Here is a 16,484-nt window from a genome sequence, read left to right on the forward strand (position 1 = left end):
GTGATGGCCCTGGTCTCAATGCTCGTCGCTGATCTGCGACTTCAGCACCCGCGCCTTGAGCGCATAGGTGCCTGCGGCGACGACCCGCTCGCCAGCCTGGAGCCCGGCCTTCACGACCGTGCGTCCGCCCAGCTTGTCGCCCGGTTCGATGGCACGCTGCTCGTAGCCGCCGTGCTCGAACACGAACACCGACGGCACGCCCTGCATCAGCACGATGGCGCCATCCGGAACCGTCAGCACCTCGCCGGCGGCGTCCTTGGCCGGATGGGTGGCAGCGCCGTTGGACACGATGGTCGCGGTGGCGAACATCTCGGGCTTCAGCCGTCCGTCCTTGTTCTCGACTTCGATGCGCGCCGGGATCGTGCGCTTCTCCTTGTCCAGCATCGCTGCGACGTAGGTGACCCGGCCGCTGAAGCGCTCGCCCGGATAGGCGGTGACCGTCACGCTCGCCTCGGCACCGACCCGCACGCGCGAGAGCAGGGCCTCGGTCAGGTCGGCCTCGATCCACACCTTGCGCAGGTCGGCGACGACGAACAGCGGCTCGCTCGGCGTGGCCAGCTGACCAAGCGTGGCCTTCTTCTCGACGATCACGCCCGCAAAGGGTGCCGTGACCGCGAAGACGGACTCGATGTGGCCGGAAGTACGACTCGCGTCGGCGTGCTTGGGTGCAACACCCAGCAGCCTCAGCTTGTCTTCGGATGCACGCAGCGCCGCGGCGGCCTTCTCGAACTCGGAGCGGGCGCGCAGGTACTCCTTCTTCGGGATGATCTCTTCGTTGTTGAGCGACTCGGCGCGCTTGAAGTCGGCCTCGGCAACGCGGTACGACGACTGCGCCTGCGCCCAGCCAGACGCGGCCTCGCCGATGACGAGACTGTCCAGCGTGGCGAGCGCCTGGCCGGCGCGAACCAGGTCGCCGAGCTTGCCGGCCACGGCCGTGATGCGCCCTTCCACGCGCGGCGCCACCCGGGCCAGGCGGTCCTGGTTGGGCTGGATGGTCGCGGTGACCGTGACGCTGTCGGCAAGCGCCTGCACGGCCAGGGCTTCGAGCTTGATGCCGGCGCGCTTGGCCTCCTCTTCGCTCAGCTTGAGGCCCTCCTTGTCGCCGTGCTCGCCTTCCTTGGCGGCGACCTTTGCGGTTGCGGGCTCGGCTTGTGTTTCGGGCTTGGCGCCGCCGCAGGCGACCAGCGCGAGGACGGTGGCCAGCAGCACGGCCAGCGCCGCGCGGAATTGTTGGGGACTGTGGTTCATGGATGTTCCTTACTGGGGCCAACCCGCGGCGGCTTCGAGCGCCTGGCGCACCGTCTGAAGTTCTGCGAGCGCATCGACGAGATCGCGACGCGCATCGAGGGCCTGGCGGTTGACGACGATGAGTTCGAGCAGGCCGATCTGGCCGGCGCGCTGGGACTTGACCGAGAGCTGCTGGTTGTCGGCGAGCGCCGGCAGCACGGCGTCCTGCAGCCGCCGCACTCGCGCCTGCAGGCTCTGCAGCCTGGTCCACAGCGTGTAGACCTGAGCGCGGGTGTCGCGCGCGGCGGCCTCGCGCTCGATGCGAGCCTGGCTCAGCTCACTGCTGGCCTGGCCGATGCCGGCGGCGTTGCGTTTGAACAGCGGCAACGGCACCGAGACCAACAAGGTGGTCAATCGCTCGCGGGCATCGCCCGGACCTTCGCGCCCCACGTTGAGGCCGACCGTCACGTCGGGAGTCCTGCTGGCCTGCTCAAGGCGCAGCCTGGCGCCTGCGCTGTCCTGGCGGGCTGCCAGCGCGCGAAGACGCGGCTGGGCGTCAATGGACGACAGCAGAGATTCGAGGCTGTAGGCCGTGGTCGAACCCGCTGCAAGGTCCCCGGCAGCCAGTGGTGCGGCACCGGGCGGGAGTTGCAGTCGGGTCGCCAGTTCGGCCCTTGCTTCGATCAGCTGTTCACGCGCCTGCGCAACCTGGTTGCGCGCCCGCTCGGCTTCCACCGCGGCCACGTTGGCGTCGAGCTTGGTGTCTTCGCCAGCACTGCGGCGCTTCTGCACCGCCTGGGCCGTGCTGTCGAAGAGCTTCAGTGCCTCGTCGTCGATGGCAGCGCGTTGCTGAAGGGCGAGCACGCGGTAGAACGCCTGGGCCACGTCGGCACGCACCTGACGCCGGGCGTCCTCGACCTCGGCTCGCAGTGAAGCCAGCGCTGCTTCTGAAGCCGCCAGGCGGTGCCCACGCTGGCCCGCGATCTCGATGGTCTGCGAGACGCCGGCTGACCACTCGCTGCGACGATCGCTCGGCAGCCCCGTCTGAGGCACGGTGCGGCGCGTGTTCTCCAGACTGACCTGCGGGTTGTTGAACAAGGCCGCAGCGGCGTCGGTTCGAGCGCCCTCCGCGGCAGCCAACTGGGCCCGCTTGGCCAACAGCGCGGGGTGGGCCGCATCTGCCAGACGCCAGGCTTCTTCCAGCGTCAAAGGCGACGCAGCTTGGGCCTGCGTCAAGGGCGTCGGGGTGGAAGGCTGTGCCAGAGCCCACGACGGGCACGCGGCAACCATGCTGGCCAAGGCCAGAGATCTCATTCGCATCGAATTCTCCTGAAGGCGGTACTACCGGCGCGGAAGAATTCGGCGAGTCGTCAGACAGTGGGTGTCAGTAGAAGGGGAACGGCTCGCCGAATCAGGCGGCGAGCGATCGATCGGGCCGTTCAGGACCCGATCCGATATGGGACCCGATGCGCATCGGATCATCAGGCGGAGCGATGACGCACGTCAGTGGCGGCGTCACGTTGCCGTTGGTCTGGAGCCACTGCACCGTACTCAGGTGACAGTAGCCGCAGTCCGAGTCCGCGTCGCCAAGGCCGGAAGACTTGGTGAACTTGGATACATCGCTCTGGGAGGGCTTGTGCTCGTGCTGATGGTGGCCAACGTGCTTGACGGCCACCTCGGTCTCGTGCGCGCAGTACGCCGCGGCAGCCGCCCAGGTCGACTGGAGCGGCAGCAACAGCATCATGAGGACGATGACGAAGCGGCGCATGGCGGTAGTTTATCGGCGGCTCGTGGCCGAACGGAGCTTGTCCGCCCCGGCGGGGAGCGGTCCACGCCTCAGCCGACAAGAAGGTATTGGAATGCCTGTAGTGGGTAGAGAGTCAAGGGCCGAAGTGCGAACGCTTGCTTGTGGAGGTGCAACGTTGGCACCCTGGTGGCGCGGTGAACCGGAGCGATCGACACCCGACCTCGCTTCGGCGGCACACCCGGTTGGCCCGACGCTATCCAACGGGTGCAATCTGGCGGCTCGCCCGCGTGCGAAGGACTCGCTTGTCGAATGTCGGCCTGTGCCGCAGAGGAACGTTCGCCATGGGTCGATTTCGTGAGTAGACGAATCGGAGCAGCGGCCACTCAATCGAGGTGCAGCGCCGTGCGCCGCCCAACGGCGGCCTGAAGGTCAGCAGTGCCTCCAGGGCCGATCAGTCGCCGAGTGCCAGGCCTTCGGGCTCAATGGCCGCGATGTGGTCGAGACCGTGAGGCAGACGCTGCAAAGCTGGCCCACAACGCATGACTCGCTCAGGCCTGCCACACGCCATAGCCTTCCTCGCGCAAGCCGATCGCGAGTTCGACTTCCATCTCGCGCGCGGCTTCATACGGCATCGGGTTGTAGACCTCGTACAGCTGCGGCAGCAGGCGCAGACCGTATTCGCGCACAAAGCGATTGGCCTGGATGCCGGCCTTGTGCCTGTCGAAACGCAGGTCGGGGTCGAGCCCGGTCATGCCGACGTAGACGAAGGGCTTGCCCAGCCGGTAGTCCGGATTCGACCTGCGGAAGCTCGGCTCCTGCCACACGCGGTCGGACAGCTCGACGACGTACACGTGGTGATGGTGGCGGGCTTCGCGACGCGGCATGGGTCAGTCGCCTGAACGCTCCACGACCACCTCGCTGATCTGCAGCACGGGTTGGATATCCGTGTAATTGGCGATGTCGCCCCGGATCTCCTGGGCATGCGGGGCGCGGGCTGCATGGAACGCTTCGAAGGACGTGCAGATGAAGTCGCACTTGGCCACGTAGACAGGGTCAGTGCCCGGTGCGGCGCCCGCGATGCCCTTGTCCACGGTGTAGTACAGGCAGGCCGCGCCGAGCCGCTGCTTGACCATCGGCATGTGCCGCTCGCGGTAGTACGCATGGTCGAATCGCGCGCCGGCGGCGTACGGGTACATGACACTGACCTTGATCATCGGGTCCCTTTCTGTTGCTGGCTGCCCTGTGGCCGGCCGACGAGCGTACGCCAAGCCCGCTACTTCTGCCTGAACCGCGCCGCCTGCCCGCTGGCCTGGAATTCCTTGACGATGTAGTCGACGAACACGCGTACTTTGGCCGGCATGAGCTTGCGGCTGGTGTAGTAGATGGACAGCGGCCCGGTCTCGGCATACCACTCGCGCAGCACGCGCACCAGCGCGCCGCTCTCCAGCAGCGGCAGCGCGTGCGGCAGCGGCAGCAGGGCGATGCCGATGCCGGTGGCCGCGGCGCGGGCCATGGCTTCGGGGTCGTCCAGCACCATCGCCGGGCGCACGCTGGCGACGAGTTCTTCGCCCTGCCCGTTCTTCAAGGCCCAGGGCATCAGCCGCCCGGTGGCCAGTGACCGGCGCAGCAGGCCGCGGTGGCGCGCCAGGTCCTGCGGATGCGCGGGCGCGCGGTGCGCCTTCAGGTAGGCGGGCGCGGCCACCAGCACGATGCGCAGGCGCGCCAGCTCGCGCGCGATCAATGCGTCGGTCAGCTCGATGCCGCCGCCGATGGCGACATCGAAGCCCTCGGCCACCAGGTCGACCTGGTGGTTATCGAAATGCAGGTCGGGCACCACGTCGGGGTAGCGGCGCACGAACTCGCCCAGCAGCGGCACGAAGTACTCGCGGCCCACGGTATGCGCCAGTGCCACCTTCAGCGTGCCGGCGGGCTTGCCCGCGCCCTGGCGCAGGTCGGTCAGCGCGTCGCCGATCTCACTCCAGGGCAGGCGCACCTGCGCGTACAGGCGCTCGCCATCGGTGGTCAGCGCCAGCCTGCGCGTGCTGCGCTGGAACAGGCGCACGCCCAGCCGCGCCTCCAGCTGCGCCACGCTCTTGCTCACGGCCGCGGGGGTCAGCCCCAGGCGACGCGCGGCGGCGGAGAAGCTGTCTTCGTCGGCCGCAGCGACGAAGGCATCGAGGTAGGCGCGCAGGTCGGTCAGCACGGCCTGATCTTATCCAAGTGGTTGAAGCTGAGAGCGCAAATTCATGGCTACCGGAATGAAGTGGCGGCGCCCAAACTGGCGTCCATCGACCACCCCTCCTTGAAAGGAAACACCATGAACACCACCACCACCACCCAACCCCTCGCCGGCAAGGTCGCCTTCATCCACGGCGGTTCGCGCGGCATCGGCGCGGCCACCGCACGCCGCCTGGCGCGCGATGGCGCCAGCGTGGCCATCGGCTATGCCGCGTCGGCCATCGCGGCCGAAGCGCTGGTCGAAGAGATCAAGGCCAGCGGCGGCACCGCCGTGGCTGTCAAGGCCGACGCCACCGACGCCGCGGCGCTGACCCGCGCCATCGACGGCGTGGCCGATCGCTTCGGCCGCCTGGACATCCTGGTCAACAGTGCCGGCGTGCTGGCCATGGGCCCGCTGGAGCAGTTCTCGCTGCAGGACTTCGACCGCACGGTGGCCGTCAACATCCGCTCGGTGTTCGTGGCCTCGCAGGCCGCCGCCCGGCACATGGGCCAAGGCGGCCGCATCATCAACATCGGCAGCACCAACGCGCAGCGCATGCCGTTCGCGGGCGGTGCCGCGTATGCGATGAGCAAGTCCGCGCTGGTCGGCCTGGTCAAGGGCCTGGCGCGCGACCTCGGCCCGCGCGGCATCACGGTCAACAACGTGGCGCCCGGCCCGGTGGACACCGACATGAACCCGGAGGCCGGCGACTTCGCCAGCGCGCTGCACGGCCTGATGGCCATTCCGCGTCACGGCAAGGCCGACGAGATCGCCGGCATGGTGGCCTACCTGGCCGGCCCGGAGGCGGCGTTCGTGACCGGCGCCGACCTGTTGATCGACGGGGGCTTTGCGGCCTGACACGATAGCGTCCATCGCACACGGAGCATCGACACCATGGACCTTCAACTCAACGGCAAGCTGGCCCTGGTCAGCGGCAGCACCGCGGGCATCGGCTACGCCATCGCGCACACGCTGGCCCGGGAAGGTGCGGCGGTCATCGTCAATGGCCGCCAGCAGGCATCGGTCGACGAGGCGGTGGCGCGGCTGCGCACCGAGACCCAGGGCACCGTGCACGGGCTGGCCGCCGACCTGAGCCAGGCAGCGGCCGCGGAAGAAGCGGTACGGCGCTTTCCCGGCATCGGCATCCTGGTCAACAACCTCGGCATCTTCGAGCCCAAGCCCTTCGAAGAGATCCCCGACGCCGACTGGCAACGCTTCTTCGACGTCAACGTGCTCAGCGGCGTGCGGCTGTCACGCCTGGTGCTGCCCGCGATGAGGCGCGCGAACTGGGGCCGCATCATCTTCATCTCCAGCGAAAGCGGCGTGCAGATCCCGAGCGAGATGGTCCACTACGGCATGACCAAGACCGCGCAGCTCGCGGTGTCGCGCGGGCTGGCGGAGTCGGTTGCCGGCACCGGCATCACCGTCAACAGCGTGCTGCCCGGGCCGACCCGTTCACGCGGCGTGGGCGATTTCGTCGAGGACCTGGCGCGCGCGGGTGGCAAGAGCTTCGAGCAGGTGGAGGCCGAGTTCTTCCGGCACGTGCGCCCCACCTCGCTGATCAAGCGCTTCGCCACGCCGCAGGAGGTGGCCTCGCTGGTGGCCTATGTGGCCAGCCCGCTCGCTTCGGCGACGACGGGTGCGGCGCTGCGCGTGGATGGCGGCGTCGTCAAGAGCGCGTTCTAGCGGCGCCGGCGGCCCGTTGTGCCCAGGATTTCACGCTTGCGCTGGAACCGCCGGGCGTCTGCCGTTACTGACAGGCCAAGTCCATCAGATGGCGGGAGGCTTCGATGACATCACGTTCCTTTCTCGGTACCCGATGCTTGGTCGCCCTGCCGATCGGGTTCATGCTGGCCGGCCTCGCGGGCCCGGCCGCGGCGGTGCCGGTGTTCGTCCAATCCAGCAGTACGGCCACGGTGTCCGCACGATCGTCGTTCTTCGTGCCCACGGTCACCGGCAGCGATGCCGCCACCTATGCGGCACCCACCGGCAGCACGCGCCTGCATGCCGCGGCCTATTCGATGGACCCCTCCGTGGGCGCCGAGGTACAGACCCTGGTGGACATCGAGAACGACTGGGTCGGCGCCGGCAGCGGCAGCCTCTCGATCCAGAGTTCGTACAGCAGCCGCAAGACCGACATCAGCTGGGCCGCGGTCGACAACGACGACTTCTGGCTCTACACCTTCACGGTCGACGAGGACAGCGTGTTCCGCCTGAAGTACGACGTGACGCCCGACCCCTTCCTGGGCGGTTCGGCCACCTACGGCTACCGCAGCACCTTGAACGGTGCCGGCCTCCAGTACATGCTGGCCGGCAGCCAGGGCGAGGTCGACTACGACTTGCTGGCCGGGCAGACCTACACCTTCCGGCTGGAGGGCATGCTGCCGACCTACATGCAGTTCGTCGGGGTCTACGGGGCCGGCTACGACGGCTTCTTCCAGTGGTCCATCGATGCCGCCGCCCCGCCGCCGGCCGCCGTGCCGGAACCCGGCGCGGCCGGGCTGGCGCTGCTCGCCCTGGCGGCGCTGGCCGGGGTGCGCCGCAGGTCGGTGGCCAGGACCTGAGCGGCAGGTCGGCGGGCCGCCGGGCGCCCTGAGCCGGGATACTCCGCAGCCAGGGCCGTGGGCCCGGGAGACCTGTGGTGACGAATCCCCTCGCGCGCCTGTGGCGCGGCTTTCGGTTCCGGCCGCGGCTGCTGTCGTCCATCGCCCTGGGCGTGGTGGTCTGGCTGTGGCTGCCGACGTCCTGGGCGCAGCACGGGCCGACACGCGCACTGCTGGCCTGGAACACCGGCGCCCTCGCCTACCTGGCGCTGGCCTGGACCATGATGGCCACCTCGAGCGAGGAGCGCATCGCCCGCCGCGCGCTGCAGGAAGACGATGGCCGCTACGTGGTGCTGGTGCTGGCGGTGCTGGCCGGCCTGGCGGTGCTGGTGGCGGTGGCCTCGCAGATGGCGATGGTCAAGGACCTGGCCGCTGCGCCGCGCCGTGCGCACATCGTGCTGGCCATCGGCACCATCGTGGTGGCCTGGCTGTTCGTGCAGACCAGCTTCGCGCTGCACTATGCGCACGAGTTCTTCCTGGCGCGCCGGCTGGGCCGGCCCGACGGGCTGCAGTTCCCCGGCACCAGCAAGCCGGGTTATCCGGACTTCATGTACTTCGCCTGCATCATCGGCACCTCGGGGCAGACGGCGGACGTGTCCTTCGTCGGCAGCGCGATGCGATCGCTCGGCATGCTGCACTGCGTGCTGGCCTTCTTCTTCAACGTGGCGGTGATCGGGCTGGCCATCAACATCGGCGCCAGCCTGCTGGCGCCCTGACGCGGCGCGGGCCCTTCAGGCGGCGGGCGCCAGCGCGCTGCCGCAATACTGCTCGACATAGCGCTGGTGCGAAGGCAGCTGCGCCAGCGTGCGGTTGACGTCGGCACGGATGCGATCGAGGAACTCCTTCAGTTCACGATCGTTCATCAGTTGCGCGATGGCATGGTGCTGCTGCGGCACGATGCCCTGGCCCAGCATCACCTGGATCCACGAGTTCTCGGCGAACAGCTCGTTCGGCGCGCGGAACACGCGGCCGCTCTGGCGGAACAGCGCGATGCGGTGCTGCAGCGATTCGGGAATCGCCATCGTGCGGCAGTGGCGCCAGAACGGGCTGTCGTCGCGCTCGGTCACGTGGTAGTGCAGCACGATGAAGTCGCGGATGTGCTCGATCTCCCAGCGCGCCTGGCGGTTGTACTCGTCGATGTCGGCCTGCGCGATGCGCTCGGCCGGGAAGGTCTGCATCAGCCGGATCACGCCGCGCTGGATGAGATGGATGCTGGTCGACTCCAGCGGCTCGATGAAGCCGCTGGCCAGGCCGATGGCCACGCAGTTGCGGCGCCACACCTCGGTGCGCTGGCCGGGCGTGAAGCGGATGGGTCGCGGCTCGAACAAGGGCTGGCCCTGCAGGTTCGACAGCAGCGTCGCGCGCGCCTGCTCGTCGCTGATGAAGCGGCTGCTGTACACCAGCCCGTTGCCGACGCGGTGCTGCAGCGGAATGCGCCATTGCCAGCCGGCCTCGTGGGCGATGGACCGGGTGTAGGGCAGCGCATCGTCGACGCAGGGCGTCTGAACCGCCAGCGCGCGGTCGCAGGGCAGCCAGTGGCTCCAGTCCTCGTAGGGCACTTTCAGCGCCTGGCCGATCAGCAGCGCACGGAAGCCGGTGCAGTCGATGAACAGGTCGCCTTCGATCACGCGGCCGCCGTCCAGCGTCAGCGAGCGGATGTCGCCGTCGGGCGCGGTCAGGTCCACCGAAGCGATCCTGCCCTCGACGCGCTTGACGCCATACCGTTCACTGAAGCGGCGCAGGAACACCGCGTAGCGTGCCGCGTCCAGGTGGAACGCGTAGTTCATGCCATTGCGCGGCAGGTGGGCGAAGCGGTTCTCCTGCGCAGCGCGCAGCTCCAGGCAATAGTCGCCATAGTCAGCGGCCACGCCGCGGCGCCGGCCTTCCAGCCAGAAGTGCTGGAAGCCGGCGGTCCAGTGGTCCTTGCCGGTCAGGCCGAACGAGTGGATGTAGCGGTGCCCCGGCGCGCGCCAGCCTTCGAACTGGATGCCGAGCTTGAAGGTGGCGTGGGTGGACGCCATGAATTCGCGCTCGTCGATGTCCAGCAGCTGGTGGAAGGTGAACATCGTCGGGATCGTCGCCTCGCCCACGCCCACGGTGCCGATCTCTTCGGACTCCACCAGCGTGATGTCCAGCAGCTTGCCCATGGTCTTGGACAGGCAGGCCGCGACCATCCAGCCCGCGGTGCCGCCGCCGGCGATGACGATGCGGCGGATGGGGCCGCGGGGAACGGAGGCGGTGTCGTGGCGGTCGTTCATGCTCGGGCTCGGCTCGGGGTCAGCGGTTCAGCCGCCGGATCAGCCGCGCGCGCAACGCGCGCGTGGCGGCATCGTCCAGCGGTGCCAGCACATGGCGGGCAGCCGGTGGCAGGTGGGCGGCCGTGTGCTCGCCGGCATCGAACACATAGTGGTCGAACAGCGTGCGCCAGGCGGCACGTTGGGCGGGCGGCAGGTCGCGCACCGTCATCAGCGTGTGCAGCAGCGCGCCCATCGGCGAATCCATGTGCGCCGGGCTGGTGCGCCACCAGTAGTTCAGCAGCAGGTTCACCGGTTCCAGCGCGTCCACGCCATGCCACCACAGGCTGGGGATCAGCAGCGCGTCGCCGGGGCCGAGCTCGGCGGTGAGCGCATGGGCCTGTGCCTCTGCATAACGTGGAAAACGAGCGTGATCGGGCGCACGATGGTCGACCAGGCTGGTGGGCTGGCCGGCCAGCGTGTGTTCCAGCGGGCCGATGTAGAGGTTGGGCAGCTGGTCCGGCGGCAGCAGCGTGAAGCGGCGGCGGCCGGCCACCACGATGGCCAGGTTGTCCGGCAGGTCCTGGTGCAGCGCCACGCTGGTGCGGTTGCCCAGCCACAGGCTGGCCAGCGGGTCGAAGGGCGCCAGTGCGTCGGTGGGCAGCGGGTTCTCGGCGGCAAAGCCGGGCACGACGGCCTCCAGCGTCGTCGAGCCCATGTAGACGGCCGGCGGCGCGGCGTCGGCGGCATGCTGCTCCAGCAGCGCCAGCAGGCGCGCGAAGGGCAGCTTCTCGCGCGCGAAGTTGAAGCCGCCGAGATCGGACGTGTAGTCGAAGCGGCCGTTGATCTCGGGGCCGGCGAACCAGGCGCCGACCGTGGCGCCGCCGTCGCGCGCGCGCAGGTAGTCGGTGATGCCGCCTGGCGCGGCGGCTGCCCGCACCGCCGGCCAGTGCGCGACCAGGCCGCGCAGCAGCACCGGCTCGGCCGGTTGCAGCAGCAGCGCGCCGAGCTGCTGCGCGTCCAGGCCGCTCACTTCGCGCACTACTGCCCCTGCCCTGCCCGGCGGCGCGCGGCGCGGTCGATCAGGTCGCGCAGCCGGCTCATCGAGGCCAGCACCATGTAGATCGGCATCAGGTGGCCGGCCTGCTGCAGCTGGCCCAGTGCCGCACCGTCCAGCTGCTGCAGCCGTTCTTCGTGGATCGTGTAGAAGCCCTGCCAGCGCTGCAGCGTGCCGTCGTCGTGCTCGATGTCCAGCGCGAAGGGTTCGAGCAGCTGATGCGCCAGCAGCGCCTCGATGAAGGCCGGCGTGGCCTGCAGCCCTTCGTGCAGCGACTGCAGCATCGCGCTGACGCGCTCCAGGTACTCGGTGCTGCCGCCATGCGGCAGGAACACCGGCTCGCCTTCGGTCAGGCTCACGCGCGGGCTCGCGGCGTCGAGGTGGATCACCGGCTCGGTGCCGTCGAAGCCGATCAGGAAGGGCGCACGTTCGATCGCCAGCGGCACATAGCCCGCGTCCCACCGGTCGCCGTCCAGGAACAGGTTCTCGCCCTCGCGCCAGCCGAACAGGGCCAGCGGCTGGAAGCCCTGCCCGTCGGCCCGCTTCTGGAACACGATCGGGTAGCAGGCCTGCACGTTGCGGAATTCGGCCGGGAAGGTGGCCGCGGCCATCACCGCGTCGCCGTAGCGCGCGCCGCGGCCGGTGATGATGCGCAGGGCCTGGTGCTCGACGTTGTTGAGCAGCACGTGGCGGGTGGAAGCCATGGGCGGGGTCCGGTTTCAGCCTAGATGCGTTGCAGCGGATGCCGCGCGATGTGCTGCACCAGTTCGCGGTGCGAAGGCAGCGCCGGCAGCATCCTGCGCGTGGTGCGGGCAGTGTCTTCGAAGGCGGCCTGCGCGCGGGAGAGGGCCGCCCCTGAGACCGCGCGCAGGCGCTCGGGCCGGAAGCCCATGCCGTACAGGATGTACTGGTAGCTGGCCGACGGAAAGGCCTCGTCGTGTCGCTCGAAATCGTGGCGCGAAGGCGGCAGTTCGTGCCACAGCGCCAGCTGCTCGCGCAGGCGCGCGGGCACGCTGGCCGGGTCGCGGTTGTCGCGCCAGAAAGCGCTGTCGTCGCGCCGGCTCAACACGTAGTGCAGCTTCAGGAAATCGACGATGCGGCCCCAGCGGTAGTGGCAGGCGTCGTTGAAGCGCCGCGCCACGGTGTCCATCGCCTCGCGCGTGGCCGGGAACTGGTCGCGCAACAGCCCGGCGCTGAATTCGATCAGCGCCAGTGCCGAGGCTTCCAGCGGCTCCAGGAAGCCTGCCGAGAGCCCGATGGCCACGCAGTTGCGGTGCCAGAAGGTCTGGCGGTGGCCGGGGTCGAAGCGCAGCCGGCGCGGCGCCAGCGTTTCGGCCTGGGCACCCGACGGCCCGCCGTGGGCCGCGACATGCGCGTGCAGGATGCGCGCGGCCTCGTCGTCAGCCACATGCGCGCTGGAGTACACCAGGCCCACGCCGCGCCGGTACTGCAGCCCGATGTCCCACACCCAGCCGCAGGACTGCGCGGTGGAGACCGTCTGGCAGGCGATCGGCGCCTGTGCGTCGGCATACGGGATCTGCAGCGCCAGCGCCGAATCGCAGAACAGCACCTGGCGCTGCGAGACGAAGCCGATGCCGTAGTGGCCCGCCAGCAGCCGGGCGCGCAGGCCGCTGCAGTCGATGAACAGGTCGCCTTCGACCTCGCCCTGCCCGCGCGTGCGCAGCGCGGCGATGTCGCCGTTGTCGTGGCAGCGCACCGCCACCACCTCGTCGGCCACGTGGCGCACGCCCAGCCGCTCGGTGCAGTGGGTGCGCAGGAAGGGGCCGAAGCGGCCGGCGTCGAAGTGGTAGCCGTAGTTGGCCACCGCGGCGAACTCGGGCGTGGCGAACTGCTTGGGCGCGCGGCCGTGCAGGCACAGGTGCGGCTGGTGGCTGACGACGGCGGCGAACGGGGCCGACGGCACATCGCGCTGCAGCTGCCACCAGGCCTGCGCCAGCGGCGCCTCGCCATGGCCCTGCGGCAGCGTGAACGGGTGGAAGTACAGGTCCTCGGGCCGCCCGTTGCACCAGCGCGCGAACAGCGAGCCCTGCTTGAAGGTGGCCTCGCAGGCCCGCACGAACTCGGTTTCGGAGACGCCGATGTCGTGCAGGCTGTCGCGCATCGTCGGCCAGGTGCCCTCGCCGACGCCGATGGTGGGGATGTCCGGCGCCTCGATCACGGTGAGCGCGACCTCGGGCCCCAGCCCGGCGGCCAGCAGCCCGGCGCTCAGCCAGCCGGCCGAGCCGCCGCCCAGGATGACGACGCGGCGGATCGGGCCGGACGGGTCCATCAGAACTTGTAGCGCGCGCCGAGCATGAAGCGCCGGCCGGTCTGGCTGATGCCGACCAGCTCGTGCCAGTCGCGGCCGTGCGAACGCTGGATCGCGTCGTTCAGGTTGATGGCCTCGAAGTGCAGAGACAGGTGGTCGTCCACCTTGTAGCTGGCGCTCAGGTCGAGCTGCTTGTAGGGCTCGACGTACACCGGGTTGGCCCCGGCACCATCGCGCAGGGCCGACAGGAACTCGCCGCGCCAGTTGTAGGCCAGCCGCACCTGGTACTTGTCGGTCTCGTAGAAGGCCACCAGGTTCGCGGTGTCGCTCAGGCCCACCAGCGCGAACTGCGCGCCCACGCTGGCGTTGTCGTACTTCAGGCCCGAGCTCACCTTGGTGTAGTTGGCCTGCACGCCGAAGCCCGTGTTGCCGAACACGTGCTGCAGGTTCAGCTCCAGGCCGCGCAGCCGCGAGCTGTCCTGGTTGCTGGGCGTGGTGATGCGGAAGTTCATGACCGGGTCGCCGGACTGGCCCGGGATGATGCCCGCCGACTTGCTGACGCCGCCCACGCCGTCGTACTTGGCGAAGATGTAGTTGCGGATGCAGGTCATGTCGGTGTCCGGGCAGTTGCCCTGCGCCACCGCTTCCTTGAACCACGCGCCGTTGGCCGGCGTGTGCAGGTTGAACGGCGTGCCGTCCACCGTGGTGACGCCGACGTAGTTGCTGATGCGCTTCTCGAAATAGCTCAGCGCCACGTAGCTGCTCTTGGCGTAGTAGTACTCGAGCGAGAGGTCGATGTTGCGCGACTTCAGCGGCTTCAAGCCCGGGTTGCCCTGCGCGCCGGTGCCACCACCAAAGCGGGCCAGCTGGTCCAGCGTCTGCCCACCCTGGATGTCGGCCCACGAGGGCCGGCCGATGCTTTCGCCGATGCTGGCGCGCAGCTTCAGGTCACGCCGCAGGTCGACGTCGAAGTCCAGGCTGGGCAGCACGTGCGAATAGCTGCCCTCCAGCGTGGTGAAGGCGGGCGCGCCGAACTTCACGCTGTACTCGTTGTTGCCGACCCACTCGACACCGGTGGCCACCGGCACCAGCGCGCTGGAGCTGACCCGCGTGCGCTCGTAGCGCAGGCCCGCGGCCAGGCCCATCGGCAGGCCCCATTCCCAGTCGGTGTTGTATTGCAGGAAGGCGCTGTCGGACTTCTCGCGCGTGCGGCGGTCGACGCTGAAGGCATCGGGCGCCTGGTAGATGGCCGGATTGCCGACCTTGGCGGCGATGTCGCGCACCGCATTGAAGTCCCAGAAGAAGACCTGGTTGTACAGCGCCGCGCTGCCGCTGCCCGGCATCTGCGAGAAGTACTGGCTCAGCGTGCCGGGCTGCCACAGGCTGTCCGGGTAGTCGCTGGCCTTGGTGGCACCGCCCCAGGAGTCCTGCTGCACGAAGCCGTAGGCCGTGCGCGTCTTGGTGTCGGTGTGGCCGACGCCGAAGTCCAGCGACGAGCCGTTCTCGAGCTTCCACTTGCCGCGCGCCTGGGTCTGGTCGATCTCCTGCTTCATGTAGCTGTTGCGGAAGGACGAGCCGGTGACCAGCATCTGCGAGGCATCGAGCGGCGCGCCCTGGATGCTGAGCACCGGGAACGCGTCGGAGAAGTCCGCGGTGGTGGTGCCGCGGTTGAACTGCGCCGCGCCCAGCGATGCGTTCGATCCCCAGGGGCTGGCCGAGCCCGAGGTGGCGGTGGAATGGTGGGTGTCGAGCTCGAAGCTCAGGGCCTTGCTGGCCTTCCAGCCCAGGTTGAAGCCCAGCGATTCGTTCTTGTTCTTGCTGGCGAACTGGGCGCCGGCCATCGCCACGTCGCTGGTCGGCGGGTTGATGGTCTCGGAATAGACCAGCGGCGCGGCCACCGGCCCGTTGGTCCACGACGTGACCGAGGGGCCGAAGTTGAACCAGGCCGACAGCTCGTTGCGCCGCGTCTCGAGCTTGTTCTCGGAGTAGGTGTAGTCCAGCGTCGCGGTCAGGTCCTTGCGCGGCGCGTACTGCAGCGTCAATTGGCCGTTATTGCGTTCGCGGCGGATGCCGTTCATCGCGTACAGCAGGTTCTGCGGCACCGAATAGAGATCGGTGGCCTGGGGCCGGTTGGTGATGTTCTCGGAACCGGCTGTGCCGGGCAGCGGGATGGTGCCCCAGTTCACCTCGTCGCCATGGAAAGGCCGCCAGCCGCCGGGCACGCCGGCCTCGTTGTAGCCCAGGTGGCGCACCTGGTGGCTGCCGGTCAGGGCGATGCCGAAGGTGCCGTCGGCGAAGGTGTTGCTGTAGATGCCCGAGAGCTCGGGGGTCCAGCTGTCGCCCTTCAGGTTGTCGGGCAGGCGGCTGTTGGACTGGTCGTGCACGCCCTTCAGGCCGATGCTGGCATGCAGGCCCGGGTTGTCGAACGGGCGCGCGGTCTTGATGTTGACGGTGGCCCCCATGCCGCCCACCGGCGTGCTGGAGCGGCTGGTCTTGTAGACCTCCAGCGCCGAGATCGATTCGGAGGCCAGGTTGGCGAAGTCGAACGAGCGCGAGTTCGAGGCGGCGGTGGCCTCGATGCTGGCCACCGGCATCTGGCGGCCATTGAGCAGCACCAGGTTGAAGTCGGGGCCAATGCCGCGCACCGTGATGCGCGAGCCCTCGCCGAAGCTGCGGTCGATCGACACGCCACTGATGCGCTGCATCGATTCGGCCAGGTTGGTGTCGGGGAACTTGCCGATGTCCTCCGCGACGATGCCGTCGACCAGGCCACGCGCGTCGCGCTTCAGGCTCAGCGAGGTGTCCAGGCTCTTGCGGATGCCGGTCACCTCGACGCGCAGCGGCGCCTGCGCGTCGGACTTGGCGGCTTCAGGCGTTGCCGCCTGCTGCGCCAGCGCGCTGCCGGCGCTGCCGAACAGCAGGCCGACAGCCAGCGCCGTGCGGCGCAGCGGGTGAACACGGGCGAAGCGCGTGCGGCGGCCGGTCGCGGGGGTGTGGGGCATGGACTGCGTCTCCAGGATGTTGTGCGAATGCTCGTCAGGGCCGGTTCCGCGATCTTGAAAGCGATTTCTCTGAAAGCGGTTTCAGAATGATAGGGCGCCCCCTCCGGTGAGGTACCTAGGAGACACC

At 69.2% G+C, this 16,484-nt stretch carries 15 protein-coding genes; 4 read left to right on the plus strand and 11 right to left on the minus strand.

What is annotated here, in order from left to right:
• Positions 1-15 precede the first annotated feature (15 nt).
• From ACILR4_RS18035 to ACILR4_RS18060, 6 genes are all read right to left on the minus strand, one after another.
• Positions 16-1,209 carry an efflux RND transporter periplasmic adaptor subunit gene (locus tag ACILR4_RS18035; protein WP_395702248.1) on the minus strand — a complete coding sequence of 398 codons (1,194 nt, stop codon included), beginning with the start codon at positions 1,207-1,209 and terminating at the stop codon, positions 16-18.
• A gap of 48 nt (positions 1,210-1,257) precedes the next feature.
• Positions 1,258-2,463 (minus strand): TolC family protein, encoded by a 1,206-nt coding sequence (locus ACILR4_RS18040; protein ID WP_395702249.1) that lies wholly within the window; start codon positions 2,461-2,463, stop codon positions 1,258-1,260.
• Positions 2,464-2,638: 175 nt separating this feature from the next.
• The gene (gene czcI / locus ACILR4_RS18045) at positions 2,639-2,995 is read right to left on the minus strand and encodes a cation efflux protein, CzcI family (RefSeq protein WP_395702250.1); all 357 of its coding nucleotides are present in this window, start codon (positions 2,993-2,995) and stop codon (positions 2,639-2,641) included.
• A gap of 527 nt (positions 2,996-3,522) precedes the next feature.
• The gene (locus tag ACILR4_RS18050) at positions 3,523-3,858 is read right to left on the minus strand and encodes a hypothetical protein (protein ID WP_395702251.1); all 336 of its coding nucleotides are present in this window, start codon (positions 3,856-3,858) and stop codon (positions 3,523-3,525) included.
• A 3-nt stretch (positions 3,859-3,861) separates the two neighbouring features.
• Entirely contained in the window at positions 3,862-4,188 is a 327-nt protein-coding gene (locus tag ACILR4_RS18055; protein ID WP_395702252.1) for an EthD family reductase, read from the minus strand.
• Between the two features lie 59 nt (positions 4,189-4,247).
• Positions 4,248-5,177: a LysR substrate-binding domain-containing protein gene (locus ACILR4_RS18060; RefSeq protein WP_395702253.1), complete on the minus strand. Its 930-nt coding sequence runs from the start codon at positions 5,175-5,177 to the stop codon at positions 4,248-4,250.
• 114 nt (positions 5,178-5,291) lie between these two features.
• Here ACILR4_RS18060 and ACILR4_RS18065 point away from each other — a divergent pair, with 114 nt between their 5' ends.
• The 4 genes from ACILR4_RS18065 to ACILR4_RS18080 all read left to right on the plus strand — a co-directional run bounded on the left by ACILR4_RS18065 (position 5,292) and on the right by ACILR4_RS18080 (position 8,511).
• The gene (locus ACILR4_RS18065; protein WP_395702254.1) at positions 5,292-6,050 is read left to right on the plus strand and encodes an SDR family oxidoreductase; all 759 of its coding nucleotides are present in this window, start codon (positions 5,292-5,294) and stop codon (positions 6,048-6,050) included.
• Between the two features lie 36 nt (positions 6,051-6,086).
• Positions 6,087-6,878, plus strand: a complete 792-nt coding sequence (locus ACILR4_RS18070; protein WP_395702255.1) for an SDR family NAD(P)-dependent oxidoreductase — start codon at positions 6,087-6,089, stop codon at positions 6,876-6,878.
• 161 nt (positions 6,879-7,039) lie between these two features.
• Positions 7,040-7,756: a PEP-CTERM sorting domain-containing protein gene (locus ACILR4_RS18075; RefSeq protein WP_395702256.1), complete on the plus strand. Its 717-nt coding sequence runs from the start codon at positions 7,040-7,042 to the stop codon at positions 7,754-7,756.
• A 77-nt stretch (positions 7,757-7,833) separates the two neighbouring features.
• Positions 7,834-8,511 carry a DUF1345 domain-containing protein gene (locus ACILR4_RS18080; protein WP_395702257.1) on the plus strand — a complete coding sequence of 226 codons (678 nt, stop codon included), beginning with the start codon at positions 7,834-7,836 and terminating at the stop codon, positions 8,509-8,511.
• 15 nt (positions 8,512-8,526) lie between these two features.
• On the opposite strand, the gene ACILR4_RS18085 is transcribed toward ACILR4_RS18080, so the two are convergent.
• The 5 genes from ACILR4_RS18085 to ACILR4_RS18105 are packed head-to-tail and all read right to left on the minus strand — an operon-like array spanning position 8,527 to position 16,357.
• Positions 8,527-10,053, minus strand: a complete 1,527-nt coding sequence (locus ACILR4_RS18085) for a tryptophan halogenase family protein (RefSeq protein ID WP_395702258.1) — start codon at positions 10,051-10,053, stop codon at positions 8,527-8,529.
• Positions 10,054-10,072: 19 nt separating this feature from the next.
• Positions 10,073-11,062, minus strand: coding sequence for a cupin-like domain-containing protein (locus ACILR4_RS18090; RefSeq protein ID WP_395702259.1), 990 nt, complete (start codon positions 11,060-11,062; stop codon positions 10,073-10,075).
• Between the two features lie 8 nt (positions 11,063-11,070).
• Complete coding sequence (locus ACILR4_RS18095) at positions 11,071-11,790, minus strand: SapC family protein (protein WP_395702260.1); 720 nt, start codon at positions 11,788-11,790, stop codon at positions 11,071-11,073.
• A gap of 20 nt (positions 11,791-11,810) precedes the next feature.
• Positions 11,811-13,376, minus strand: coding sequence for a tryptophan halogenase family protein (locus ACILR4_RS18100; RefSeq protein WP_395702261.1), 1,566 nt, complete (start codon positions 13,374-13,376; stop codon positions 11,811-11,813).
• A complete protein-coding gene (locus ACILR4_RS18105) occupies positions 13,376-16,357 on the minus strand; it encodes a TonB-dependent receptor (RefSeq protein WP_395702262.1) in 2,982 nt (993 codons plus the stop codon). Before ACILR4_RS18105 ends, ACILR4_RS18100 begins: the two co-directional genes overlap by 1 nt.
• Positions 16,358-16,484 lie beyond the last annotated feature (127 nt).

The sequence above is a fragment of the Aquabacterium sp. genome (assembly GCF_044226965.1).
Classification (GTDB): domain Bacteria; phylum Pseudomonadota; class Gammaproteobacteria; order Burkholderiales; family Burkholderiaceae_C; genus Pseudaquabacterium.

Excerpts from the sequence above, each read along its gene's own strand:
- czcI (WP_395702250.1), bottom strand. The coding sequence starts at position 2,995 with ATGCGCCGCTTCGTCATCGTCCTCATGATGCTGTTGCTGCCGCTCCAG.
- ACILR4_RS18050 (WP_395702251.1), bottom strand. The coding sequence starts at position 3,858 with ATGCCGCGTCGCGAAGCCCGCCACCATCACCACGTGTACGTCGTCGAG.
- ACILR4_RS18055 (WP_395702252.1), bottom strand. The coding sequence starts at position 4,188 with ATGATCAAGGTCAGTGTCATGTACCCGTACGCCGCCGGCGCGCGATTC.
- ACILR4_RS18065 (WP_395702254.1), top strand. The coding sequence starts at position 5,292 with ATGAACACCACCACCACCACCCAACCCCTCGCCGGCAAGGTCGCCTTC.
- ACILR4_RS18070 (WP_395702255.1), top strand. The coding sequence starts at position 6,087 with ATGGACCTTCAACTCAACGGCAAGCTGGCCCTGGTCAGCGGCAGCACC.
- ACILR4_RS18075 (WP_395702256.1), top strand. The coding sequence starts at position 7,040 with ATGCTGGCCGGCCTCGCGGGCCCGGCCGCGGCGGTGCCGGTGTTCGTC.
- ACILR4_RS18085 (WP_395702258.1), bottom strand. The coding sequence starts at position 10,053 with ATGAACGACCGCCACGACACCGCCTCCGTTCCCCGCGGCCCCATCCGC.
- ACILR4_RS18095 (WP_395702260.1), bottom strand. The coding sequence starts at position 11,790 with ATGGCTTCCACCCGCCACGTGCTGCTCAACAACGTCGAGCACCAGGCC.
- ACILR4_RS18100 (WP_395702261.1), bottom strand. The coding sequence starts at position 13,376 with ATGGACCCGTCCGGCCCGATCCGCCGCGTCGTCATCCTGGGCGGCGGC.
- ACILR4_RS18105 (WP_395702262.1), bottom strand. The coding sequence starts at position 16,357 with ATGCCCCACACCCCCGCGACCGGCCGCCGCACGCGCTTCGCCCGTGTT.